We start from the raw sequence: 23,992 nt of genomic DNA on the forward strand, positions 1-23,992 counted from the left end.
TTCCGAGAGGCCCACGTGCATTCCGATTTCCCGCAGTCCAGCGTCGAAGCCAAGACCCGCCACGACCTGGCGCAGCTGTATCGCCTGATCGCGCATTTCCGCATGACCGACATCATCGACACGCATATCAGCGCGCGTGTGCCGGGTACCGAAGACCACTTTCTGATCAACCGCTACGGCGTGTTGTTCCATGAAATGCGCCCGGAAGACTTGGTCAAGATCGATACGGCAGGCAATCCGGTCGACCCCATCGACCCGGCCGATGCAGAAAGCAGTAAGGTCAACGCGGCGGGTTTCACCATTCATTCGGCATTGCACATGGCGCGTCATGACCTGGCTTGCGTGATCCATACGCACACGGCAGACGGCATGGCGGTATCTACACAAAAGCATGGCCTGTTGCCGATTACGCAACATGCGCTGCGCTTTCATAATCGACTGGCTTACCACGACTACGAAGGCATTGCGCTTGAATTGGAAGAACGCGAGCGCCTGGTGGCCGACATGGGCACACACAACGCGATGATTCTGCGCAATCATGGACTGCTTGCTGCAGGCCGCACCATTGCCGAAGCCTTCGTGAATATCTACTACCTGGAACGCGCGTGCCAGGCGCAGATCAAGGCCACCAGCGGCGGCGCAGAGCTGGTCATCCCATCTGAAGAAGTGCGCGAGCGCACCGCAAAACAATTTGAGCGCCCGACGGCCTTGCAATATTGCGAGCGCGTGTGGAATTCGGCGATTCGGTTGCTTTGAATTCGTCTGTGTTGATATTGAAGCCGAAGTTGGCTGGGCATCTGTAGTGATAGTCGCGTCTACAGCCGTTTTCCAATCGTTTTGGCAGATGCCTGGCTAGTTGCTTTGATGCCCATGTTGGGCCGTGTTGATTCTCGCTTCGCCCCGCCTTGATATACCCGCCCGGAGCTTTGCCATGAAGCTGATCGCCTCCATTTTTGCCCACGTGCCGAAGATCGTTGCGCTGCGCCGCGACCTGCATGCGCACCCGGAACTGGGCTTCAAGGAGTTCCGCACGGCCGACGTGGTGGCAGCAAAGCTGACCGAATGGGGCATTCCGATTCACCGGGGGCTGGCCGGTACGGGTGTGGTGGGCATATTGCGGCAAGGCACCAGCAGCCGAGCCATCGGCCTGCGAGCCGACATGGACGCCTTGCCCATGACCGAGCTGAACACCTTCGCGCATGCAAGCCAGCACGCGGGCGTCATGCACGCCTGCGGCCATGACGGGCACACGGCAATGTTGCTGGCGGCGGCCCAGCACCTGTCTATGCACAGCGACTTCGACGGCACCGTCTACCTGATCTTCCAGCCTGCCGAAGAAGGCGGCGGTGGTGCACGCGAGATGGTCAAGGAAGGTTTGTTCGACCGGTTCCCAATGGATGCCGTGTTCGGCATGCACAACTGGCCAGGCATGGATGTAGGCCAGCTTGCGGTCAGCCCCGGCCCGGTCATGGCGTCGAGCAATGGTTTTCGGGTGACGATAAAAGGCAAGGGCGGCCATGCAGCGCTGCCGCACGCGTGCATCGACCCCATTCCGATCGCATGCGAAATCGTCCAGGCGTTTCAGACCATCTTGACGCGTCGCAAGCATGCGGCCGACCCGGCGGTGATCTCGGTCACGACGATTCACGCGGGCGAGGTCACCAACGTGATTCCAGACAGCTGCGAAATTCGCGGCCAGGTGCGCACGTATTCGATGGCTACGCTGGACTTGATCGAATCCAAGATGCGGACGATGGCCGAGCACATCTGCGTGGCCCACGACGCGCAGTGCGAGTTTCAGTTTGTGCGCAACTATCCGCCTACGGTCAACACCGTGGCCGAAGCCAATTTCGCCAAGCAGGTGTTCGGCAGCGTGGTTGGTGCGGAAAACGTGGTCGATCAAGTTGCCGCGATGACGGCAGAGGATTTCTCTTTCATGCTGCTGGCGCGCCCGGGTGCCTACATCTTCATCGGCAACGGTAACGGTGCGCACCGCGCTGCCCAGCACGGGGGCGGACCGTGCACCTTGCATGGCGCAAGCTACGACTTCAACGACGCGTTGATTCCCATCGGGGCAAGTTGCTGGGTGGCGCTGGTCGAGCGATTTCTTGCTTTGGATACAGGGTCTTTGTAGTTGGCGAATGTCGTTATTCGGTATGAGCTGCCGGACAGAGTCGAACTGATTCAGTTTCCAGTCAGGGTCGACAGGCATCTGTTTCGTCGGTAAGCACATGTCGCGCTGCGGCTATCCAGAAGGGCTAGCCGGCCGTTCTACGTGAACTCGGCCCGTAAAATAACGCCCTTAAGGCATGCCTCACTTCAGGCTTGAAGTTAGGCCGTCAAAGCCTCGGTTCGGGCACGCTCAATGTGGCGGAGCTGCGCTCCTGTCCTTATTGCTAACCACATCAGCATGCTCAGCCAACGCCACACTCGGGCGTTGTTGGCGTAGCCATTACTGCTGCCTGCAATGTTGTTTATCTCTCTATTTTTGTCAGACGAACAAGGAAGGTTTTGGATTCCATCGGCATCACTCTGGTCATGTTCCTGGCCGTCATCGCCAGCGGCATTTTCGTTCGCGCCTTGCCAATCGCCATTCCGCTTCCTTTGGTACAGATCGCCCTGGGCGCGGTGATTGCCGGCGTGTTCAACCGTGGGGTGAGCCTGGAGCCCGATCTATTCTTCCTGCTTTTCCTGCCCCCGTTGCTGTTCCTGGACGGCTGGCGCATTCCGAAAGAAGGCTTGCTGCGCGACCGTTTCACCATTCTTGAGTTGGCGCTGGGGCTGGTGATCTTCACCGTAGTGGGGCTCGGCTTCCTGATCCATTGGATGATTCCGGCCATGCCCTTGCCAGTCGCGTTCGCGCTGGCAGCCATCGTGTCCCCAACCGACCCGGTAGCCGTCTCGGCGATCACGGCGCGTGTGCCGATTCCCAAGCGTGTCATGCATGTGCTGGAAGGCGAATCCTTGCTGAACGATGCCACCGGTCTGGTGGCATTCCGGTTCGCAGTGGCAGCAGCGGTCACCGGTAGTTTTTCGCTGACTTCGGCCACGCTGTCCTTCCTGTGGGTGGCGATTGCCGGCTTGGCGATCGGCGCGGTGTTCACCTGGGTCGTTGCACGTGCCAAGGCCTGGATCAGCAAGCGCCTGGGAGAAGAGCCGGGTTCAGAAATTCTGCTTAGCCTGTTGATTCCTTTTGGTGCCTACGGCTTGGCCGAGCACGTTCATGCCTCCGGCATTCTGGCCGCCGTGTCGGCTGGGGTGACCATGAGCCTGGTCGAGCTGTCGGGCCGTTCCTTGGCAACCACGCGTGTGCAGCGCACGGCAGTGTGGAACACCGTGCAGTTCACCTTGAACGGCATCATGTTCGTGCTGCTGGGTGAGCAATTCCCGGCGATTTTCCGGGGTGCCGTGCGTGTGGTCGAAGAAACCGGCCACGACAATCCCTGGTGGCTGCTGGTCTATGCGCTGGCAATCAACCTGGCCCTGGCCGTGCTGCGCTTCACCTGGGTATGGGTGTCCTTGCGCATCAGCCAAGCCGTTGCCGCTCGTACGGGCCGTGAAGCACCGCGTGCCGGTCTGCGCCTGACCTTGGCAGTGTCGATCGCGGGGGTGCGAGGTGCCATCACCCTGGCAGGTGTGCTGACCCTGCCGCTGGTGATCGCAGACGGCACGGAATTTCCGGCGCGGGATCTGGCTATCTTCCTGGCCGCAACGGTGATCGTGGTGTCCTTGGTCGTGGCCAGCGTGGGGCTGCCAAAACTGCTGAACGGCTTGCCTGTCGCGCCCGATACCGAACACTACGAACAAGAACAGATCGCCAACGCCGCCGCCCGCGAAGCGGCATCGCGGGCGGTGGAAAAACACCTGCATGACATGGTGGCCGCCGACCCGGAAGGCGACCCGAAGGTCTACACCGACGTGGCCAGCCGCCTGATGGACAGCATGTCGCAGCAGGCGCGTGGTGGCCTGGAGGGCGACGTGCCGCCCGAGGTCTTGAAGCGGCAACTGGCTATCGAGCAGGCCATGCGTCTGGTAGCGCTGGACGCTGCGCGCAGCGAGCTGTTCCGCCTGGCCCGACGCCGCAAGATTTCCGACGACGTCTGCCGCGAAGCCGTGCGGCGGATTGACTTGCAGGAAGCGCGTGTGGGGAGGGCGTGAGAGCTGGCCAACGAAGCTTCGCCAGATAGTTGATAGATCGGGCAATCAAACAGCAGCCAGTGCAGTCGACAAGCCAGTGACACCGCTGCCGACGACGCCAAGTACATCGGCATGCAGATGCTGGGGCAGCGCGTCGGCGATGGTGCAGGCGGCGATCAATCGGCCGATCAGGCCGCTACAAGCGCTCTGGCGCTCAGTTCGAGGAAAAGCGCATTCCGCCATCCACCGGCATGACTGCCCCGGTGATGTACCGAGCAAGCGGAGAAGCCAGGAAAGCCACCAGATTGGCGATATCTTCCGGCTCGCCGAAGTAGCCGATCGGAATCATCTTGGCGATGAATGCCTGGCGGTTTTCCTCGGTCGGGTGCAGACGGTTCAGAATCTGCTCGCTGTTGATGCGACCGGGCGGAATGCAGTTCACGGTCACGCCATCAGGAGCCACGTCACAAGCCAGGCCCTTGGCCCAGGTATGCATCGCTGCCTTGGCGGCGGTGGCCGAGTTCAGGGATCGTGGCTCCATCGAGCCGCTGATGTTCACCACGCGGCCCCAGCGTCGTTCACGCATTGCGGGCAACAGTGCCTGCGTCAACCTGCGGGCAGAGGTGAAATTCAGCGCAAAGGCTTCGTCCCAGTCCGAGTCTGGGGCATCGGTCTTGATCGGACGCGAGCCGCCTGCAGCGTTCACCAGAATGTCGACCTGACCCAGCGCAGACGTGGCTTCAGCAGCAATACGCGCCACATCGGTCGCGTCGGTGATGTCGCCCAGGATGATGACAGGGCGAACCGCGCCTGCATCTTCGATTTCCTTTGCCAGTTGCTCCAGCAATTCGCCACGCCGCGCGGTGATGGCGACTCGCACGCCTTCGCGTGCCAATACGCGCGCAATCCCTGCGCCGATGCCCATGCTGGCACCGGTTACCAATGCGGTTCGTTCCTGAAGCTGCAAATCCATTTTTATCTCCTGTTTGTCAATGCCTCGAAGGCCTGGACGCAGTGTGATTCAAAACTGGTAGGCACATAAATAGCGATAAAATTGATTCACTTATTAGTCAGAGTGTGGAATGTGGTCGCCGTTTTCCTGCGATTGCGATTGCTCATGCGTTGACTGCTTCTTCTCATCACGTAGCGTTCTGTTCGCCCCAGATCTTGTGACTGTTGAGCATTGAACAGTAAGGAACCTGCATGGACCTGCTCGGCAGCATGAAAGTTTTTGTCCAGATCGTCGATCGGGGCAGCCTGAGCGCAGCGGCGGCGGCCAGTGGCATTTCGCCCACCATGGCGGGCAATCATCTGCGCGCGTTGGAACAACGGCTGGGCATGAAGCTGCTGAACCGCACCACGCGCCGCCAGCAGCTGACCAGCTTCGGGCAGGACTACTACGCGCGTTGTCAGGAAATCCTGCGCTTGATTGCCGATGCCGACAGTCAGGCGCACGACCTGCAGGCCACCCCCACGGGCCAACTGCGCGTGACGGCACCGGTCACTTTCGGCACCGAGGCCTTGATTCCTGCGCTGGCTGAGTATCTGGCGCAGTACCCGGATATTCATATCGATCTGGTCTTGAGCGACCGGGTGACGCACTTGGTGGAAGAGGGCTTCGACGCCGCCATTCGCATTGGGGATTTGCCCGATTCGGGTCTGATCGCGCAGACCCTGGCACCGTATCGGCTGCTGGTTTGCGCGGCACCGTCTTACCTGGCAAGACGTGGGACGCCCACCAGCCCGGACGACCTGAGCGCGCACGAATGCCTGTCGTTCAGCCACACGGCTTTTGAGCAGTGGCGAATGCAGAATCACGAATCCGGCGCGCGGGTGCCTGGCTCGGCGCGATTGCAGCTCAACAATGGCCAAGCACTGCGTGTGGCCGCGCTGCACGGGCTGGGCATCGTGCTGCAACCCGCCGCGCTGTTGCAAGCCGATATCGCAGCCGGACGTCTGATTCAACTATTCCCGTCCTACCCGCTGCCGACCCGCCAGATGAGCATTGTCTATCTGCCGGATCGGTATCGTTCGGCGCGGCTGCGCAGTTTTGTGGACTTCGTGGTGACGCGGTTTGGCGGGATGTAGGGCGGCGATGCGGATTCAGTGACGTCCGCGTATCGACATCCCAGGTCCATCACGCTGCCGTACGAATTCAGCGTAGTTGACCCGGCGTTACCTGATCCCGCTCAACGCCGCAGTTCCAACACATCGAAATTCGATTCTGCGGTGGGCGAGGGCAGCTCAAGCCGCATGTGTTTGGCCGACAAGGGGACCAGATACCCCACCTCGTTGCTGTCCTGCGATTCGCCATACCGCGTGACACGCTTCTGATCGCCCAGCGACACCGCGCCCACATATGCCAGCTTGTTGTCGTTGATGTCGTAGAACGTACCGTTGGTGCGTTGCGAGCCGGTCAGCTTATGCAGCGCCAGGCCGGCACCGTCGTCGGTGATGCGGCAGCGGAAATCGTTGTACGCAATGATCGGCAGGTTCGGCTGCTTGGATAGTTTGATGACACGGCAGCGCCAGTCGCCCGCAATCTTTGCCGCATCGATTTTTTTCGCATCACCTGCCATGACGGCGTTGACCATCTTCACATCCGAAGGCGAACCGTGGGCGCGGACATAGTCGAGCGTGGTCTGGCGGACTTCTTGATATCCATCAAGACGCGCCTTGTCCTGTTCCGTCAGCATCTTGGGGAAGGAGCCATCAGCCAATACGGGGGCAGCGGCAAACATGCCGACGCAGAGAGCGAGGCTGGCGAAAGCAAGGCTGAAGCGATTGCTGGGTGGGCGGCCAGTGCGGGAATCATTGGCGCTGGGGGCGACAGGGTTCAGATCACCGAAGCTCAGTTCATTGAAATTTGGTTCACCAACATGCGGTTCACCGATGCGGGGGCGAAGATTGGCGTGGGTCAACTTGAAGACTCCGTTGGCGGGGCCCCCATGCTGACATGCGAAGCCATGACTGGATGCTTCAAGGCGCATCGATATCGTACGGTCGGGTTTGGTGGCGACAATGTCGGCATTCGCACCAGGACTGGCATGTCGGCAGGCATTGACGAGGATACAGAGACCCGCATTAGTACCCGTGCATGTAAGAGCGCCAGAGCTCGAGTCCGCAAGCGCTCAAATGCCATCGCGCCCTTAGCCGAGCTTTTTCAGCGCCTCGCCTTTGTGAATCGCCGTTTTTCCGCTTTTGGCGCTTTTGACCCGGTACTGGGGTTCGTCGGCCGAGGCTTTGGCAACGTGGCCGCCTGCCTTGGCGGTGCCGGTTACCTTCGCGGTGATGGTGCCTTCGGTTTCACCCTGGGCTGTATTCCAACGAACCTTGTCGCCTGTCGAAAGCTTGCTCATGCCGATCTCCTGAAAAGGCTGATCGATCAAGAGCAAGCGCGATGCCCGGATGTTGCGCGCACGCTTACCACTGCGCGTCCGCGAGGCATTTGGTCGCCCAGTTGGCCATCGACTTCGCCGTCCGGTCCGACGCTTGACACGCTATCCAGCCAGCTATTTCACCCGCTGTTTTTCCAGCTTTCGCGCAAGCGTCCTTCGATGCATGCCAAGACGCCTTGCGGTTTCAGAGATGTTGAATTCCGACGCCGCCAAGGTCTCGTGAATGCGTTCCCATTCAAGCGTCTTGATCGAGGTCGTGCGTTCGGTCAGCGGCACCTCCACGTCACCCGTGGCACGGTCGAATGCAGCTTCGATGTCATCGGTGTTGGACGGCTTGGCCAGGTAGTGACAGGCTCCCAGCTTGATGGCCTCAACCGCCGTCGCAATGCTGGCAAAGCCCGTCAGCACCACGATCAGCATCTCGGGGTTGTGGGCGTTCAGCGCCTGCACACACGCCAGCCCCGACGCCTCGCCCTTCAGCTTCAGGTCGACCACGGCATAACCCGGGGTGTGCTCATCCAGCGCGGCCACCACCGATTCCAGGCTGCAGGCATTGTGCACCTGGTACCCGCGGCGCTCGAACGAGCGGGTCAAGGTGCGCGCAAACGCCGCGTCGTCCTCGACGATGAGCAGACTGCGCTCGGGGTGCTGCGGGGTAATGTCGTCAATCTCCATCCACATCCTCTTCAGTTTCCAGCGCCACGGCGGCCAAGGGCAGGGTCAGGGTCACCACGGCACCGCCTTGCGGCCGGTTGCGCGCGGCAACACTGCCGCCCAGCGTGCGCGCCACATTGACGACCAGGAACAAGCCCAGGCCACTGCCGGGCCGGCCCTTGCTTGACTGATACGGCTTGCCGAGCCGGTCGAGCATCTCTGTCGGAAAGCCCGGCCCGTCGTCAGTCACGTCGATGATCAAGTCTTGCCCGTCACGCGTGGCATCGATGCGCACCCATCGGGGTGATGCCTCGAGCGCATTGTCCAGCACGTTGCAGATCATCTGCTTCAGCGCCGAGTCGGACACGATACGCATGTCCTGGCCAAAGCGATTGTCGTACAGCAGGGTGTTGGCCGGGCGCGTCGTGCGCCATTCCACCACCAGATCGTCAAGAAAGTTGCGCACCGTGGTTTCGACCGGCGCTTCGCCACGCGCTTCGCCCGCCGACAGCAAAATGCCACTGACGATCGATTTGCAGCGCAAGACCTGCGCTTGCATCTCGTCCAGTTCCTGGCGCAATTCAGGGTCGGACGTGAATGCCTTCATGTGACCCCAGTCACCCAGGATCACGGCGAGGGTGGCCAGCGGTGTGCCAAGTTCATGCGCTGCCCCGGAAGCAAGCAGACCCATCCGAACAATATGCTCTTCTTCGGCAGCGCGCTGGCGCAGATCGGCCAGACGGTTGTCGCGCGCGCGCAGATTTTTACTGATCCGGGTGATGAAGCTTACCAAGAGCGCAGCATTCAGGCCGAAGCAGATCAGCATGCCTTGCAGATAGGGGCTGGCCAGGCCTTGGTCGTGCGCCAGCGGCAAGGCAAGGGGCTGCCCGAACATGGCCAGCCCGGCAAAGCAGGCCGCCGTGATGCCCACCATGGTCCAGGTGGTCCACGATTCCAGCAGTACTGCCGCCAGAATGACCTGCAGCAGGTACAGGAAGACGAAGGGGTTGCTGGCACCACCGCTGAGATAAAGCTGGGTGGTCAGCATGGCCACGTCGATCAGCAGCGCGACAAAAATCTCGGCGTTGGTGATCTCGCGGCGAATGCGGATACGAAGATGGCTGGTGATGTTGAACGCCACCAGGCAGCCCAGCACGCCCAGCATGTATTCCAGCGGCAAGGAAATGCCAAAACCGAAATGCACGACGCTGATGGTCGCAACCTGACCAAGCACCGCTATCCAGCGCAGCTGGATCAGAATCTGCATGTTCTTGCGGCCGGTCGCGTCGTCCTTGCCCGCAGCGGGCGGCTTGGCACCGGGCAGGCCTGGACTGGTGGAGGTCTTGCGACTGCCGGCTTGGCTGGCTGTCGTGCCCGGCTTACCCGGCGTATTACCGGTCGGGTTGCGGGGCGAATCACCAGCAGGGTGGGGCAACGCTGGTGTTGCCGTCTGACCGGTATTTGGCGGCTGCGCCGGTGTGGGCGCGGGTATCTGGGGCGGCATCTTCACTTCTCCGTGGAAGCGAAGTGTATGCCAAGAGAAGTGAATGCCCGGACGGGAGGCCAGGAAGCGGGTGGCTGGACGTGAATCCGAGACGTGACTACCTGGAAGTGACTACCTGGAAGTGACTACCTGGAAGTGACTACCGGGAAGCGACTACCGGGAAGCGACTACCGGCAAGCGAGAAGCGAATACCAGGAAGTGCATACCCAGAAGGGTCTGCCCTCAGCGCGTACCGCGTTCCCGCCGTTCATAGCGAGCCACATACCAGGTCACGCCCGCCACCATCAGCGCAAGCAGGTACCAGGTCACTGCATAGACCAGGTGATTGTTCTGGAAGTCGATCACCGTCAGCCCGCCCACCGGCCAGACCGTTTCGGCTTGTTTGGATTCAACCATGCGGGCCTCGGCCAGCCTGGGTTCTGCAGGTTTCTGCTGCGCCAGCACCGGCACCGTGTCGGCATCGACAAAGTAAGGGGCAATGTTGCTCAGGCCACGCGCTGCTGCAATAGCGGCCACATCGCGCGAGTACCAGCGATCGGCACCCGGTTCGTTGCTGCGCAGGAAACCGCCCTTGGGCTGGGTGATGCGAAGCAGGCCGGTGACGCTGGTTTCGCCCTTGGGTTCGTTGGCCGACCGCGTGCTGCGGTCACGCCGCTCTTGCGATACGAAGCCTCGGTTGACCAACAAGGTGGTGCCGTCGGCCAACTGCAAAGGCGTCATGACCCAAAAGCCACTTCCCAGGTCCGACACCGCTTGCACCAGCGTTTCGCGGTCATGAAGGAAGACGCCGGTGGCCTGCACGCGGCGATATTCATCGTTTGCGGCGTTGATGCCCGCCCATTCGGACTGCGCAGGCAGCGCGACAGCCGGGGCATGGGCGCGCTGATCGACACGCGCAATCAGATCAAGCTTCCACGACAGACGTTTCACCTGCCAGGTACCGAGCGCGACAAACCCGCTGAAGAGCAGGGCGGCGATCACGGCCAGGGTGACCAGCACGCCTTTGCTGCGCGGGCGGCGGCCACCTGTCTGCGGATTGTCTTGCGCGGCGTGTGAAGCTTGCATGTCGTGCTGCCTGGTTCTTGATAGGTAAGGGTGTGGTTTGACGGCGGGTTTCGGAAAAAGTGCACTGACTGGCTGCTGTCGAAAATCCGTGCTCGGAAATTCGCCTTCGACACCCGCTTTCAAAAGCCGTTTTCAGAAATGTGCTCGGTCAAAACACACTTCTGAAAACGACTGCGGGTCGCTCGATGCGACCCGCAGGTAGTGCTGAAACCGGCAATGTGATTACCGGTCGCCTTGGCGCCAGGCGCTCAAGGCATCTTCTTTACATGTTCTTCATGTCATGCATCATGCCGGGCATCATGTTCTGGTTCAGGTGGAACATGACCCAGATCGAACCCGCCAGGGTGATCACGACAATCACCAGCGTGAAGATCAGCGCCAGCATGTTCCAGCCGCCCTCTGAACGCGCATTCATGTGCAGGAAGTAGACCATGTGCACAACGATCTGCACGGCAGCAAAGCCCATCAAGATCAGTGCGGTGGTGCTGGACGATTCAAAGACCTTGCCCATCACCAGCCAGAACGGGATCACCGTCAGGATCACGGCGAGCACGAAGCCCGTCATGTATCCCTTGAGGGTACTTGGTTCGTGGCCGTCATCATGGTCATGACCATGATCATCATGCCCGTGGTGACCGTGGTGACCGTTGGCAAGGGTATTGGTATGCGCGCTCACGGCAGCACTCCCATCAGGTAGACGAAGGTAAACACACCGATCCAGACCACGTCCAAGAAGTGCCAGAACATCGACAGGCACATCATGCGGCGGCGGTTCTCGGGGATGAAGCCATGCTTCTTCAGCTGAACCATCAACACGATCAGCCAGATGATGCCGAAGGTGACGTGCAGGCCGTGGGTAGCCACCAGCGCGAAGAACGCCGACAGGAACGCACTGCGCTGCGGGGTCGCACCGACGTGGATCAGGTGAGCGAATTCATACAGTTCGAGACCGATGAAGGCTGCGCCCAGCAGGCCGGTGATGCCCAGCCACAGCAAAGTGGCGTTCAAGCGCTTGCGTTGCATTTCCAGCATCGCAAAGCCGAAGGTGATGGACGACAACAGCAGCATCGACGTGTTGATCGCGACCAGGGTCAGATCGAACAGGTCGGCACCTGACGGGCCTGCTGCATAGCTGCGCCCGACCACGCCGTACACGGCGAAGAGGCAGGCGAAGATCAAGCAGTCGCTCATCAGGTAGAGCCAGAACCCCAGCAGGGTTCCGTTCTGCGGATGGTGTTCACCGGGGACGTAGAAACGCAGGTTGTCTGCTGCGTGCACGCTGTCGGCGGCGGGGTGGACTGAAGTATTAGACATGGTTGGACAACAGGCGGGTGCGCTCTGCCTCGGTACGGACGACGTCTTCGACCGGAATGTAGAAATCGCGCTTGTAGTTGAAGGTGTGATAGATCGAACCAGCAATCAAGGCCACGAAGGACACGCCAGCCACCAGCCACATCTGCCAGATCAGGGCGAAGCCAACCAGCACGCTCATACCCGCGATGATGATGCCGGCTGCCGTGTTCTTCGGCATGTGGATCGGCAGGAAGCCTTCGGAAGGACGCTGATAACCGCGCTGCTTCATCTGGTACCAGGCGTCGCCATCATGCACTTCAGGCGTGAATGCGAAGTTGTAGTTCGGCGGGGGCGACGAGGTCGACCATTCCAGCGTACGGCCACCCCACGGGTCGCCCGTGTGGTCACGCAGTTCCTCGCGACGACGATAGCTGACGACCAGCTGGATCAGGAAGCTGCCGATGCCGAGTGCAATCAGGACTGCACCGAACGCAGCGATCTGGAACCAGATCTGCAGCGAAGGATCAACGAAGTGGTTCACACGACGGGTGACACCCATCAGGCCCAGCACATACAGCGGCATGAACGCGAAGTAGAAGCCGATGAACCAGAACCAGAACGAGCACTTGCCCCAGAACGGATCGAGCTTGTAGCCGAAGGCCTTCGGGAACCAGTAGGTGATACCAGCCATCATGCCGAACAGCACGCCGCCGATGATCACGTTGTGGAAGTGAGCAATCAGGAACAGGCTGTTGTGCAGCACGAAGTCGGCCGGGGGCACTGCCAGCAGCACGCCGGTCATACCACCGATGGTGAAGGTGACCATGAAGCCAACCGTCCACAGCATCGGCACTTCGAAGCGGATACGACCGCGGTACATCGTGAACAACCAGTTGAAGATCTTCGCCCCGGTCGGGATCGAGATAATCATGGTTGTGATGCCGAAGAACGAATTGACGCTTGCACCCGAGCCCATGGTGAAGAAGTGATGCAGCCACACCAGGTACGACAGCACGGTGATCACGATGGTTGCGTACACCATCGATGCATAACCGAACAGACGCTTGCCGCTGAAGGTGGACACAACTTCCGAAAACACACCGAATGCCGGCAGGATCAGGATGTAGACCTCGGGGTGACCCCAGATCCAGATCAGGTTCACGTACATCATGGCGTTGCCGCCGAAGTCGTTCGTGAAGAAGTTGAAGCCGGCGTAACGGTCAAGCGACAGCAGGCCCAGCACAGCGGTCAGCACCGGGAAGGCGGCAACGATCAGCACGTTGGTGCACAGCGAGGTCCAGGTGAAGATGGGCATCTTCATCAGGCCCATGCCCGGGGCGCGCATCTTGACGATGGTGACCAGCAGGTTGATACCGGAAAGTAAGGTTCCTACCCCCGCTATCTGCAATGACCATATGTAGTAGTCGACCCCCACATCCGGGCTATGGAGAATCCCCGACAGCGGCGGATAGGCCAACCAGCCGGTCTTGGCGAATTCACCGACGAACAGCGAAGCCATCACCAGGATTGCGCCACCGGCGGTCATCCAGAAGCTGAAGTTGTTCAGGAAGGGGAAGGCCACGTCGCGGGCACCGATCTGCAGCGGGACGATGAAGTTCATCAGCCCGGTGACCAGCGGCATTGCGACGAAGAAGATCATGATCACGCCGTGGGCGGTGAAGATCTGGTCGTAATGGTGTGGCGGCAGGAAGCCGGCCGAATCGCCGAAGGCGATGGCCTGCTGGGCGCGCATCATCAGTGCGTCGGCAAAGCCGCGCAACAACATCACCAATGCAAGGATGATGTACATGATGCCGATTTTCTTGTGGTCGATACTGGTCAACCACTCGGTCCACAGGTAACCCCAGACCTTGAAATAGGTCAGGGCACCGAGCAGCGCCAGGCCGCCCAGCACTACCATCGCGAATGTGGCGATCAGGATCGGCTCATGCAGGGGAATCGCTTCCCATGACAAGCGGCCGAGTATTAACTTGGTCAGGTCTAGTTGCTCAAACATCTTGGATATCGTGGCCAGTGGCGCAAGGTAAATGGTGAGTCGGGCAGCCGATCAAAGCGCTGGGTCCGACGATGCAAAGCCTGCGCCCAACAAATCTTGGGGAGTGCACAAGGCGCCGATGTAAGTGCGTGTCGTGGCACTGTCGAGCCCGAGCCGATCACGCGTGTCGGTGTTGAGCTGGGCCAGGTTGTAAACGCCGGGCATGCCCAATCCGCCTTGCGCGTCGACCTTCATCATGTCGTGCATGCACATGCGATTGGCTTCGACGCAGCGATTCACGATCGCGGTGAAGAGGCCATCAGCCACGCTGCCGTAGCGACGCACCGGCTCACGCTCGCTGGGCTGCTCAAGCTGCAGGTAGGTTTCGCGGCTGAGCGCGTCCTTGCTGCCCTTGTTCTGTGCAATCCACGCGTCGAAGTCGGCGTTGCTCAGGCCATGGAACTTGAAGCGCATGCCAGAGAAGCCTGCACCGCTGTAGTTGGCCGAGATGCCGTCATAGATGCCGGGCTTGTTGATCACTGCGTGCAGCGTCGTCTGCATGCCCGCCATCGCGTAGATCTGACCAGCCAGCGCGGGGATGTAGAACGAATTCATCACCGAGGACGCAGTCAGCTTGAACTGAATCGGGCGATCGACCGGTGCAGCCAGTTCGTTGACGGTAGCGATGCCTTGCTCCGGGTAGACGAACAACCACTTCCAGTCCATGGCAACCACTTCGACCACCAGCGGTTTGACTTCAGCTGGAACAGCGCGGCCAGGGGCAACGCGATCGAGGGGGCGGTACGGGTCAAGCAAGTGGGTGCTGGTCCAGGTCATTGCGCCTAGCGCAATGATGATCAGCAGCGGAATGGACCAGATCACCAGTTCGAGCATCGTCGAATGGTGCCATTCTGGGTCATAGACCGCTTCTTTGTTCGACGCACGATAGCGCCAGGCAAACAGGAGTGTCAGTATGATCACCGGAACGATGATCAACAGCATGAGTCCTGTGGACCAGAGGATCAGATCGCGTTGTTGGGCAGCAATGTCACCGGAAGGGGACATGGTTACCATATTGCAACCTGAGAGCAGTACAGCGGCGGGGAGCAGGAGCAGTCCGCGGGGGAGCTTGATGGAAGGCATCACCGGACAGGGAAAGAGGACTACGGGAATAGGCCGCAAATGTACGCCTTAAGGACTTTCCCTGGAATTGGACATTTTGTCCTATGGCGGGATTGACTTCCAGATGAGATGCTAGGGGGTAGGTCCTAAAATCTCCGAATAAACGAGCCAGCACGATGTCCAGTACGACTCAATCCCACGAAGAACCTTCATCGCGCCAGCTAGAGCATGACGCCAGGCGGCTTACCGCCGACCATACCAAGGTCGCCCCGGGCGAAATTGCCATTGGTGTGGTGATCGGCCGCGCGTCCGAATACTTCGACTTCTTTGTCTTCGGTATTGCATGCGTGCTGGTGTTCCCGGCCGTGTTCTTCCCCTTCAAGGAACCCCTTGAAGGCACGCTGTATTCCTTCACGCTGTTCGCGCTTGCCTTCCTGGCACGCCCGTTCGGTACCGCGTTGTTCATGGCCATCCAGCGTCGCTGGGGTCGTGGCACCAAACTTACCGCTGCACTGTTCCTGTTGGGCACGGCTACCGTCGGCATGGCGTTCCTGCCTGGCTACGCCACCCTGGGCACCACGTCCATCGTACTGTTGGGCTTCTTCCGCATTCTGCAAGGCGTTGCCTTCGGTGGATCGTGGGACGGCCTGCCTTCGCTGCTGGCGCTGAATGCACCGAAAGAACGCCGCGGCTGGTACGCCATGCTGGGACAACTGGGTGCTCCGGTTGGTTTCCTGGTGGCCAGCGCGCTGTTCCTGTTCCTGCATATCAGCCTGTCCAACCAGGACTTCCTGGATTGGGGCTGGCGCTATCCGTTCTTCGTGGCTTTCGCCATCAACGTGGTGGCGCTGTTTGCGCGTCTGCGTCTGATCGTCACCCACGAGTACACCAAGCTGCTGGAAGAGGGTGAACTGAACCCGATCAGCGTGCACGAATTGGTGAAGACCCAGGGCTACAACATCTTCATCGGCGCATTCGCGGCCTTGGCCAGCTACGCGCTGTTCCACCTGGTCACGGTGTTCCCGCTGTCGTGGTTGGCACTGCGTTCCTCGCAGTCGATCGCCAATGTGCTGGTGGTGCAGATCATCGGTGGCTTCATCGCCATCGTCGGTACGATTGCGTCGGGCTGGATCGCCGACCGCTTCGGTCGTCGCAACACCCTCGGCACGCTGGCTGTGCTGATCGCCATCTTCAGCTTGTTTGCCCCGACCATGCTCAATTCGGGTGAAGTCGGCCAGGATGCGTTCATTCTGATCGGTTTTGCACTGCTGGGTGTGTCTTACGGCCAGGCTGCCGGTACCGTGACTTCGAACTTCGAATCGCGCTTCCGTTACACCGGTGCAGCACTGACCTCTGACTTCGCATGGTTGTTCGGCGCGGCTTTCGCCCCGCTGGTCGCCCTGGGTCTGTCGGCAAACTACGGTCTGGGCTTCCTGAGCGCCTACCTGATGTCGGGTGCGGTCTGCACGCTGATCGCGCTGCGTATCAACCGTCGCCTGGAAACGCGCGACCTTTGATCTGCGCTTGAACGACAAGACTTGAAGCACCGGGTTAAATCCGGTGCTTCGAGAAAGAGAAAGGCCCCGGTGCACGTCGTGCAGCCGGGGCCTTTCTCTTTTCTGCCGTCGGGTCAGGCGACTGTTTTCGTCTGTACCAGATGGCGCAGGTACATCGTCACGCCAAGCGTCAGTGCCAGCAGCATCAGCGAGAAATTCGCAATCGCTGCCCAGCCGCCGTGTTCCCAGAACCAGCCGCTGACCGAGCCAAGTACGCTCGATCCCAGGTAATAGGCCAACAGATAGAGCGATGATGCATGCCCACGCGCTGCGCTACCCATGCGGCCAACCCATCCGCTGGCGACGGAATGGGTCATGAAAAAGCCAATGGTCAGCAAGATGATGCCGCTAATGATGGCAGGTAGCGGGGTGGCAATGGTCAGACCAACCCCAAGCGCCGCCGTCAGAATGCCGGCGATCAGCACGGGTGCACGTCCGAAACGGTCGGCCAAGGCACCCGCAGCGGGCGAGGCCGCCATGCCGGCCAGGTAGGCGCTGAATATCAGGCCAACCTGGGTCTGACTAAGTGAATACGGCGCTGCGGTCAGCCGAAAGGTTGCATAGTTGTAGATCGCCACGAACACGCCCATGACCAGGAAGGCGGTCAGGAATAGCAGCGGCAACCCCCGGTGCCTAAGGTGGCCACCCCATGCCGCCAGGTGATGGCCAAGCCCCAAGGCACGTTTCTTCACAAAACGCCGGGACGGCGGCAGCAGCCACAGGAAACCCAGCGCCGCCAGCAGGTCGATCACGCCGATGGCAGCCATGGCAGTCCGCCATGAATACAAGTCGGTCAACAGGCTCATGCCCACCCGGCCGATCATGCCGCCGAAGGCCGTCCCGCCCACATACAGCCCCATGGCAAAGCCCAGGCTGCGGTGGTCGATCTCTTCAGCAAGATAAGCCATGGCAACTGCCGGCACGCCGCCCAGCACCAGTCCTTCCAGCGCACGGGCAACCAGCAAGGCAGACCAGCTGGGTGAGAACGCCGCGATCAGGTTCAGCAGCGCCCCCAGCATCATGGAGATGAACATCAGCCCGCGCCGGCCTGCGCCCTCGGACAAAGCTCCCGCACAGAAAATGGCAATCGCCAGGCAACCAGTGGTCAAAGACAGGGCAAGCGAGCTGGCTGCCGGGCCGATGTTGAACTCGGCCGCAAACTCGGGCAGCAGCGGTTGCACGCAGTACAGCAAGGAAAACGTGGAAAAGCCGGCCAGGAACAGGGCGAAGGAGATTCGGCGGTATTCGGGGGAACCGCGTGACACGCCGTCTGGAAGGGAGGTTTGAGCGCTGCGGGATGACAGGGTGGCTGTGGTCATGAGCGTGACCTGGAAACCGCCCGTGCGGTGAATGGATTCGGGGACTGCATTGAAGCGCTGCTTGAGTTGGATGGGTCAGGCAATCATTCTTGAGCTTGGCTTGGATATCTGTCAAATATATGATTGATATCGATTTGATCTGTTTTACAGATACCTGTCGGGAATATTGCTTCTGTTCATCTGCCGGTAGCCGCGTTCAGTCGTGACGCGAAGCGCCGCCAAGTTCAGGAGTGACCGGATCGCTTACCTATCACTATCCGCATCACTTTCAAGAAGGCCACGCGTGGAACTTCGTCATCTTCGTTATTTCCTCGCGGTTGCAGAGGAGCTGAATTTCACCCGTGCGGCCGCCCGACTGGGTATCGGTCAGCCTCCGCTCAGTCAGCAGATCAAAGACCTGGAACAGGAACTGGGTACCGCCTTGTTCCGCCGAACGCCACATGGGGCTGAATTGACGGCGGCTGGTGTGGCCTTTCTGCCCGAGGCGCGCCTGGTGCTTGGCAGTGCTGCACGCGCACGTGCCTTGGCACAGCGGGCAGGGCGGGGAGAAAGCGGACAGCTGCGTATCGGATTCTCAGGGTCGGCCGCCTTCAATCCGCTGGTATCGACGGTGATCCGTAATTTCCGGCGTGCCTACCCTGATGTGCAGTTGACCCTGATCGAGATGAACACCACCGGCTTGCTGGAGATGCTGGCACAACAGACACTGGATGTCGGCTTTGTGCGTCCCGGGCCGAATGCGCCGACCGGCATGGACTTGCAGCCCATGGCGGATGAAGCCATGAAAATCGTGCTGCCGAACAGCCACCGCTTTGCGTCACGCAGGCATTTGTCGCTGGCCGAGTTAGCGGGCGAGCCTTTTGTGCTGTTTCCGCGCGGTGTGGGTCTGAGTCTGCACGATGAAATTGTCGATGCCTGCAGGCGCGCTGGGTTTGAGCTTATCGTCAGCCAGGAGGTACCGCAGATTTCGTCGGTGGTGAACTTGGTGGCGGCGGAGTTCGGCGTGTCGGTAGTGCCTGCGTCGATCAGCCAATTCCATATGGCTGGCGTCTGTTATCTGGACATCGACGACGCGCAGCCGCCCGTTGCGCGCATGGCATTGGCAACACGGCCCGGGCAAGACGCGCCGTCTGCACATAATTTTCTGGCGTTGGCGGCTAAGGTGCCGAGTGCCAACCTGCCTGAATAGTTGATCGATGACGAAAATGTCTTATTGGTATCTGAATATTAACTTTTGGCAGTCATATTGACTGGACCATTCACTGCAAAAACTTGCGTGTGATGCCTGCTGCCTACATAGTCCGAAAACGTGCTTCCGAATCTCGACTTTCAAGGGGTTTTGTCATGGCTTTTCGATCTTTCAATACACGTCTGAATAAATGGGTTGCGGGTATAGGGCTGACGGGCTTGCTGGTTGCCAGCGCGGCGGCTCACCACGGCTGGAGTTGGGCCGATTCCGAGCAAGTAAAGCTCAACGGCACAGTTCGAAAGGTCGAGATATCTCCGCCGCATCCGTGGCTTGATGTGGAAACTGCAAACGACGGCATGTGGCGGGTTGAACTGGGCAACCCAAGCCAGACCGAGCGCTCGGGCTTTGTGGCGGGGTCTGCCAAGCCTGGCGATACCGTGCAGGTAAACGGCAATCGCGCGCGGGATCACAAGGAAAAGCGCATGAAAGCCGTGCAGATCACAGTGGGAAGCAAGACCTACGACATTTACCCCGAACGCATTGGAAAGTAGGGGGAACGTAATCGGATGAAAATTATCAGGGCAAAATCGATGTCATTGGGAATAATGGCGATCGTGCAGGGGCTGTAGCCCGGCTGTCGTCCTGCTGTAGTCTGTTTTTAGCTTGGGTGTGACGTTCGCGCCCAGTTATCGGTCACCATCAAGTCGCCATCTACGCCGTATGCGGATAACGCCGTATATCTGATTGGAACCCGATGGACATCATCTGGACGTGGTTGGGGCAGCTGCCCCACGCCCTGTTACTGCAGCGCTCGAGTACGAGCTACCTGCTGGTGAATGCTGCGCATATTGCCGCGTTGGGGGTTCTGCTTGGGTCGATTATGTCGCTCGACCTGCGCTTGCTTGGCGGTTTCCGCCAAGTGCCTTTGGCCGTAATCGGGCCTTTTCTGTCGCGCATGGCGGCATGGGGTCTAGGCCTCGCGGTGCTGACCGGTTTCTTGCTGTTCTCGGTTCGGCCTGCGGAATACGCGGATAACCTTGCCTTCCTTTGCAAAGTGGGCCTGGTGGCTTTGGCTGTCCTCAATGCCTGGGCGGTGCACGCCGGGCCGCGATGGCGTGAAGCGCTTGCAGCGGGTAAGGCATCTTCCGGCCTGCGCGTGCAGGCCTTGTGTTCGATCGTGTTGTGGCTGGCAGCAGTGGTGGCCGGACGCTGGATCGGTTTTCTTTGATTGAAAAAGTGGGTCTGATAAACCCGGAAAGACAGGACGTTCACGAATGCGATTGCGATGTGGCCTGCTGGTGGGCCTGGTGTTATTGCTTGGGTGCACGAAGCAGGCAGATTCAGAACAAGCCAGCGGCAAACAGGCCAACAAAGAAGAGATCTATTTCGTCAGACAGCTGACGACAGTCAAGCACGGCGGCAGGGGCATGCCGGTTGCGCAATCGAGTTTCAGCGGTATCACAGTATCCAAGCAAAGCGACGGTGCGCTGACCACGCGCCAACGCACGCTCTGGTCCTGGCAGGCTGGCGGCGGAAGCGCCTCGGGCACGCTGAGCCTGAACCCCAATGATGCGGACGACAAGCAGGTGCTGGCGCTGTTGGGCAGCGGCTTCGAGGCGTCGTTGAACAAGGACGGTAGCCTGAAAACCCTGAAAGCTGTCGATCAATCAGCATTTGACTCGCTGGTGCAGGCCAAGCCTGAAGCCGCTGCCATCTTCACGTCGCGCGATTCGAGTTTGACTTCGGGTGTCATGCCCTTGACCCTGCCTGAGCAGGTGCGGGTAGGTCAGGAGTTTGTGCGCCAGGAACAGTCTGGCAAATTCGGCACGCTGAGTTCACGCATGCGCGTCACAGCGCTGACCGACGAGGTAGCGCTGGTCGATATCGAACTGAGCGGCGGCGGTGTTCAAGGTGGCGGGCAGCAAGCCATTCGCCGCCGTGACGGCATGCCTATCGAACTGCAATTCGAACTGACGCGCGAGGCCGATGACAAGCAGCCTGCCATCAGCATGCAACTCACCGCCAACAATATGGCGTATTCGAATTACATGACAATCGGCGCGGATGCGACGCTGTATAAAACGCATCGCCAGGCCTTGCAGCGAATGCTTGCCAAGCCGCCATTTTCCGCCCAATCCGACGACCCCAAGGTGTATCGCTTGCAGCCTGCTTCCGAGGCCGACATGCCAAGCTGGATGCTATCGACTGCCGCACTTGATGCCATCGAGAAAGGCCTGAGCTTCGGGCTGGACAAGGATCACAACGCCCACCGGCCCCTGATTGTCTTGAAAGGAAAGATGCCGGGCAGCTCGCCTGCCAGCTTCAGGGATGCACCGACACAACCACTGCTGCTTGCCGAGTTGCGCAAGGCAACATTGATGGACGCGTCTGGCCGCGAATTACCTGATCTGGCAACGATCCCGACGCACCGCAAGATCCTGTTCATGGACAGCTATCGTTCCACGGAATTGGACATCGATTTCCCCTTCCGTTTGCCCTTGCAGACCCGGGCGGCGCAACTTACCGAGCTTGACACCATTCGGCTGGATGTCGGCGTAGAAACCTACGCATTGTCAGGCACCGAGACGCTGAAGGTCGGCGCGCAGTCCAAGGACAATGCCCAGCTTCGCATCGAGTGGCTGGGCCCGCAGCGCGTGACCCTTGCGCAGACGCGAGGGCACATGCAGACCAGCAAGGGAACCTGGACCGTTGCCGTACCGCTGGATGCAGACGGGAAGCAGATTCCTTCCGCCGCACTGCTGGCGAGCGCATTCGTAGATCAAGACGATCCGCAGCGTCCTTACGTCCATGCTCCCTTGGACTGGGAGCTGCGCAATGTGTCCTCGGATTCGCATATTGCGACGGCGCAGCCGATCGCCGCGCTGCAGCTGCGTCATTACGCCTGGGAACAGGTGCCGCGTCAGTGGAATATCCGCGCCACGCCCTAGTCAGGCAGTGATGGGCTGCTTGCGCCGGGCACAACGGAATCGGGCAAATGTGTTTGATGGATCGAAGACGAAAGGACGTTAACGAATGCGATTGAAATGTGTTGTATTGCTTGGTCTGGTGCTGTTGGCCGGATGTTCGAAGCAGGCTGTTGATTCGCAAGCTGGTGTGGGAACACCAGGCAAGGAAGAAATCTACTTCGTCATGCAGGTCATCACCGTAGATACGGGAACCGTGCATATTCCGATCACGCAGCGCAGCTTCAGTGGTATCACTGTCTCCAAGCAAAGCGATGGCACGCAGACCATGCACCAGCGCACGCTGTGGTCACGGCAAGTCGGCAATGGAAGTACCTCGGGCACGCTGGGCATGGACCCGGACGACACCGACGGGAAGCAGGTGCTGGCACTGTTGGCGAGCGGCTTCAATGTGACCGTCGACAAGGACGGCGGCGTGAAAGAGATTCGCGCGGTCGATCAGCAGGCGTTCTCTGCGCTGGTGCAGCGCAGACCGGAAGCCGCTGCCATGTTTACCCCGCAAAGTTCCAACGCAGGGCTGCGCCCGATCGCGCTGCCAGACCGCCTGAGCGTCGGCCAGGAATTCACGCGTCAAGACCACGCTGGCAGCGCCGGCGCGGTTGGCGCACGCATGCGCGTCACAGCCTTGACCGACGACGTGGCAGTGGTCGATGTGCAGGTGGAAGGCGAGGGTGTCAGTGGTGGTGGTCAGCAAGCTATTCGCCGCCAGGACGGCATGCCGATCGAGATGCAATTCGAGCTGAGGCGCGAGGCCAAGGACGGCCAGCCCGCCAGTACGGTGCGGCTCAGTGCCATCAACATGGCGCAGCCGCCGGAACTTGAGATCGAAGCCGATGCGAACATGTATCGCATCAACACTGACTTTGCTAAAGAGGCATTCGCCAAACCGCCGTTTTCTGCGCCTTCGGACGATGCAAGCCTCTACCGTCTGATTACCGAAAAAGAGGGTGAGCTGGCTCCCTGGATGCTGTCGCCTGCCGCCCTCGATCAGATCGACAAGCACATCTATTTTGGGGCACTCGATGAGCACAACACATCTCGTCCGGTGATTGCGATCGGCGGGAAGTTGCCAGCGGTGTCGTCCAAGGAAGTGGGCAATGAAGGCGCAAACGGCAGCGACGCTGATCGGTTTGGCCCCTTCGTGATGGCTCAGCTGCACAAGGCAACGCTGCTGGATGCAGCAGGCCGGGAACTACCTGGTCTGACGACGGTGCCCGTGCACGCCAAGATCATGTTCATGGACGAGTACCGCAAGACTGAATTGGACGCGGATTTCCCGTTCCGTCTGCCTCTGCAGACCCGTGCTGAACAACTGACCAGCCTGGAAACCCTTCGCCTGGATATCGGCGTCGAGGCCTACACCTGGGCGGGTAGCGAGACGGTCAAGGTCGGCGCGCAGTCGAAGGACAATGCTCAGGTGCGGATCAAGTGGACTGGCCCGCAACGGGTCACGCTGGAACAGAACAGGACGCCGTTCGGTACGCGCCAGGGAAAGTGGACGGTCGCAGTTCCAGTCGATGCCGAGGGACGCCAGATTCCTTCGGCGATCATTGAGATGGCCAGCTACCTTGATAACAGCGATTCGCCGCGCCAGGAGGATCTGCCGCCGTTGAGCTGGTCTCACCGTACGCTGCCCATCAACCAGGATATTGCGGCATCGCAGCCCATCGCGGCGCTGCAATTACGCCACTACAACTGGGAGCAATTGCAGCGCCAATGGAATCTTCGCAATGCTCGGAACGTGCCGGAGCCTGGGAAGCAGGGCGGTCAATAGG

The 23,992-nt window shown here is 60.1% G+C and carries 21 protein-coding genes; 10 read left to right on the plus strand and 11 right to left on the minus strand.

What is annotated here, in order from left to right:
* Positions 1-15: 15 nt before the first annotated feature.
* From FXN63_RS12230 to FXN63_RS12240, 3 genes are all read left to right on the plus strand, one after another.
* Complete coding sequence (locus FXN63_RS12230; RefSeq protein WP_148815183.1) at positions 16-756, plus strand: class II aldolase/adducin family protein; 741 nt, start codon at positions 16-18, stop codon at positions 754-756.
* Positions 757-931: 175 nt separating this feature from the next.
* Positions 932-2,134, plus strand: a complete 1,203-nt coding sequence (locus FXN63_RS12235) for a M20 aminoacylase family protein (protein WP_148815185.1) — start codon at positions 932-934, stop codon at positions 2,132-2,134.
* A 377-nt stretch (positions 2,135-2,511) separates the two neighbouring features.
* On the plus strand, positions 2,512-4,158 hold the full coding sequence (locus FXN63_RS12240) for a Na+/H+ antiporter (protein ID WP_148815187.1): 1,647 nt from the start codon (positions 2,512-2,514) through the stop codon (positions 4,156-4,158).
* Positions 4,159-4,351: 193 nt separating this feature from the next.
* Here the strand turns inward: FXN63_RS12240 and FXN63_RS12245 are convergent, their stop codons facing one another.
* A complete protein-coding gene (locus FXN63_RS12245) occupies positions 4,352-5,110 on the minus strand; it encodes an SDR family NAD(P)-dependent oxidoreductase (RefSeq protein ID WP_148815189.1) in 759 nt (252 codons plus the stop codon).
* Between the two features lie 230 nt (positions 5,111-5,340).
* On the opposite strand from FXN63_RS12245, the gene FXN63_RS12250 reads away from it, so the two are divergent.
* Positions 5,341-6,225, plus strand: a complete 885-nt coding sequence (locus tag FXN63_RS12250; RefSeq protein WP_148815191.1) for a LysR family transcriptional regulator — start codon at positions 5,341-5,343, stop codon at positions 6,223-6,225.
* Positions 6,226-6,326: 101 nt separating this feature from the next.
* Here FXN63_RS12250 and FXN63_RS12255 read toward each other — a convergent pair whose 3' ends face one another.
* The 9 genes from FXN63_RS12255 to cyoA all read right to left on the minus strand — a co-directional run bounded on the left by FXN63_RS12255 (position 6,327) and on the right by cyoA (position 15,190).
* A complete protein-coding gene (locus FXN63_RS12255; protein WP_187395182.1) occupies positions 6,327-7,058 on the minus strand; it encodes a DUF4893 domain-containing protein in 732 nt (243 codons plus the stop codon).
* Positions 7,059-7,286: 228 nt separating this feature from the next.
* The gene (locus tag FXN63_RS12260) at positions 7,287-7,532 is read right to left on the minus strand and encodes a hypervirulence associated TUDOR domain-containing protein (protein ID WP_246165119.1); all 246 of its coding nucleotides are present in this window, start codon (positions 7,530-7,532) and stop codon (positions 7,287-7,289) included.
* Between the two features lie 117 nt (positions 7,533-7,649).
* A complete protein-coding gene (locus FXN63_RS12265; RefSeq protein WP_148815195.1) occupies positions 7,650-8,210 on the minus strand; it encodes a response regulator transcription factor in 561 nt (186 codons plus the stop codon).
* The gene (locus FXN63_RS12270; protein WP_246165120.1) at positions 8,200-9,693 is read right to left on the minus strand and encodes an ATP-binding protein; all 1,494 of its coding nucleotides are present in this window, start codon (positions 9,691-9,693) and stop codon (positions 8,200-8,202) included. The genes FXN63_RS12265 and FXN63_RS12270 overlap by 11 nt, the downstream gene beginning before the upstream one ends.
* A 222-nt stretch (positions 9,694-9,915) precedes the next feature.
* A complete protein-coding gene (locus FXN63_RS12275; protein ID WP_148815197.1) occupies positions 9,916-10,758 on the minus strand; it encodes an SURF1 family protein in 843 nt (280 codons plus the stop codon).
* 262 nt (positions 10,759-11,020) lie between these two features.
* Positions 11,021-11,434: a cytochrome o ubiquinol oxidase subunit IV gene (gene cyoD, locus FXN63_RS12280; RefSeq protein ID WP_148815199.1), complete on the minus strand. Its 414-nt coding sequence runs from the start codon at positions 11,432-11,434 to the stop codon at positions 11,021-11,023.
* Positions 11,431-12,072 carry a cytochrome o ubiquinol oxidase subunit III gene (gene cyoC, locus FXN63_RS12285; protein WP_148815201.1) on the minus strand — a complete coding sequence of 214 codons (642 nt, stop codon included), beginning with the start codon at positions 12,070-12,072 and terminating at the stop codon, positions 11,431-11,433. Before cyoC ends, cyoD begins: the two co-directional genes overlap by 4 nt.
* Positions 12,065-14,068 (minus strand): cytochrome o ubiquinol oxidase subunit I, encoded by a 2,004-nt coding sequence (gene cyoB, locus FXN63_RS12290; protein ID WP_148815203.1) that lies wholly within the window; start codon positions 14,066-14,068, stop codon positions 12,065-12,067. The genes cyoC and cyoB overlap by 8 nt, the downstream gene beginning before the upstream one ends.
* A 51-nt stretch (positions 14,069-14,119) precedes the next feature.
* Positions 14,120-15,190, minus strand: coding sequence for a ubiquinol oxidase subunit II (gene cyoA, locus FXN63_RS12295; protein ID WP_148815205.1), 1,071 nt, complete (start codon positions 15,188-15,190; stop codon positions 14,120-14,122).
* A gap of 155 nt (positions 15,191-15,345) precedes the next feature.
* On the opposite strand from cyoA, the gene FXN63_RS12300 reads away from it, so the two are divergent.
* Positions 15,346-16,686, plus strand: coding sequence for an MFS transporter (locus FXN63_RS12300; RefSeq protein ID WP_148815207.1), 1,341 nt, complete (start codon positions 15,346-15,348; stop codon positions 16,684-16,686).
* A gap of 113 nt (positions 16,687-16,799) precedes the next feature.
* Here the strand turns inward: FXN63_RS12300 and FXN63_RS12305 are convergent, their stop codons facing one another.
* The gene (locus FXN63_RS12305) at positions 16,800-18,044 is read right to left on the minus strand and encodes an MFS transporter (protein WP_148815209.1); all 1,245 of its coding nucleotides are present in this window, start codon (positions 18,042-18,044) and stop codon (positions 16,800-16,802) included.
* Between the two features lie 283 nt (positions 18,045-18,327).
* Here FXN63_RS12305 and FXN63_RS12310 point away from each other — a divergent pair, with 283 nt between their 5' ends.
* The 5 genes from FXN63_RS12310 (at position 18,328) to FXN63_RS12330 (ending at position 23,991) form a co-directional block, all read left to right on the plus strand.
* The gene (locus tag FXN63_RS12310) at positions 18,328-19,233 is read left to right on the plus strand and encodes a LysR family transcriptional regulator (RefSeq protein ID WP_148815211.1); all 906 of its coding nucleotides are present in this window, start codon (positions 18,328-18,330) and stop codon (positions 19,231-19,233) included.
* A 155-nt stretch (positions 19,234-19,388) separates the two neighbouring features.
* The gene (locus tag FXN63_RS12315) at positions 19,389-19,784 is read left to right on the plus strand and encodes a DUF6152 family protein (RefSeq protein ID WP_148815213.1); all 396 of its coding nucleotides are present in this window, start codon (positions 19,389-19,391) and stop codon (positions 19,782-19,784) included.
* A 203-nt stretch (positions 19,785-19,987) separates the two neighbouring features.
* Positions 19,988-20,461, plus strand: a complete 474-nt coding sequence (locus FXN63_RS12320) for a DUF6644 family protein (RefSeq protein WP_148815215.1) — start codon at positions 19,988-19,990, stop codon at positions 20,459-20,461.
* A gap of 46 nt (positions 20,462-20,507) precedes the next feature.
* Entirely contained in the window at positions 20,508-22,181 is a 1,674-nt protein-coding gene (locus FXN63_RS12325) for a hypothetical protein (protein ID WP_148815217.1), read from the plus strand.
* 85 nt (positions 22,182-22,266) lie between these two features.
* Entirely contained in the window at positions 22,267-23,991 is a 1,725-nt protein-coding gene (locus FXN63_RS12330; protein ID WP_148815219.1) for a hypothetical protein, read from the plus strand.
* Position 23,992: the final 1 nt, after the last annotated feature.

Origin of the sequence: Pigmentiphaga aceris, from assembly GCF_008119665.1 — a bacterium.
Classification (GTDB): domain Bacteria; phylum Pseudomonadota; class Gammaproteobacteria; order Burkholderiales; family Burkholderiaceae_B; genus Pigmentiphaga; species Pigmentiphaga aceris.

Coding starts and splice junctions, on each gene's coding strand:
- FXN63_RS12250 (WP_148815191.1), top strand. CDS start 5,341: ATGGACCTGCTCGGCAGCATGAAAGTTTTTGTCCAGATCGTCGATCGG.
- cyoB (WP_148815203.1), bottom strand. CDS start 14,068: ATGTTTGAGCAACTAGACCTGACCAAGTTAATACTCGGCCGCTTGTCA.
- FXN63_RS12275 (WP_148815197.1), bottom strand. CDS start 10,758: ATGCAAGCTTCACACGCCGCGCAAGACAATCCGCAGACAGGTGGCCGC.
- cyoA (WP_148815205.1), bottom strand. CDS start 15,190: ATGCCTTCCATCAAGCTCCCCCGCGGACTGCTCCTGCTCCCCGCCGCT.
- FXN63_RS12325 (WP_148815217.1), top strand. CDS start 20,508: ATGCGATTGCGATGTGGCCTGCTGGTGGGCCTGGTGTTATTGCTTGGG.
- cyoC (WP_148815201.1), bottom strand. CDS start 12,072: ATGTCTAATACTTCAGTCCACCCCGCCGCCGACAGCGTGCACGCAGCA.
- FXN63_RS12320 (WP_148815215.1), top strand. CDS start 19,988: ATGGACATCATCTGGACGTGGTTGGGGCAGCTGCCCCACGCCCTGTTA.
- FXN63_RS12300 (WP_148815207.1), top strand. CDS start 15,346: ATGTCCAGTACGACTCAATCCCACGAAGAACCTTCATCGCGCCAGCTA.
- FXN63_RS12330 (WP_148815219.1), top strand. CDS start 22,267: ATGCGATTGAAATGTGTTGTATTGCTTGGTCTGGTGCTGTTGGCCGGA.
- FXN63_RS12235 (WP_148815185.1), top strand. CDS start 932: ATGAAGCTGATCGCCTCCATTTTTGCCCACGTGCCGAAGATCGTTGCG.
- FXN63_RS12270 (WP_246165120.1), bottom strand. CDS start 9,693: ATGCCGCCCCAGATACCCGCGCCCACACCGGCGCAGCCGCCAAATACC.
- FXN63_RS12315 (WP_148815213.1), top strand. CDS start 19,389: ATGGCTTTTCGATCTTTCAATACACGTCTGAATAAATGGGTTGCGGGT.
- FXN63_RS12245 (WP_148815189.1), bottom strand. CDS start 5,110: ATGGATTTGCAGCTTCAGGAACGAACCGCATTGGTAACCGGTGCCAGC.
- FXN63_RS12305 (WP_148815209.1), bottom strand. CDS start 18,044: ATGACCACAGCCACCCTGTCATCCCGCAGCGCTCAAACCTCCCTTCCA.
- FXN63_RS12265 (WP_148815195.1), bottom strand. CDS start 8,210: ATGGAGATTGACGACATTACCCCGCAGCACCCCGAGCGCAGTCTGCTC.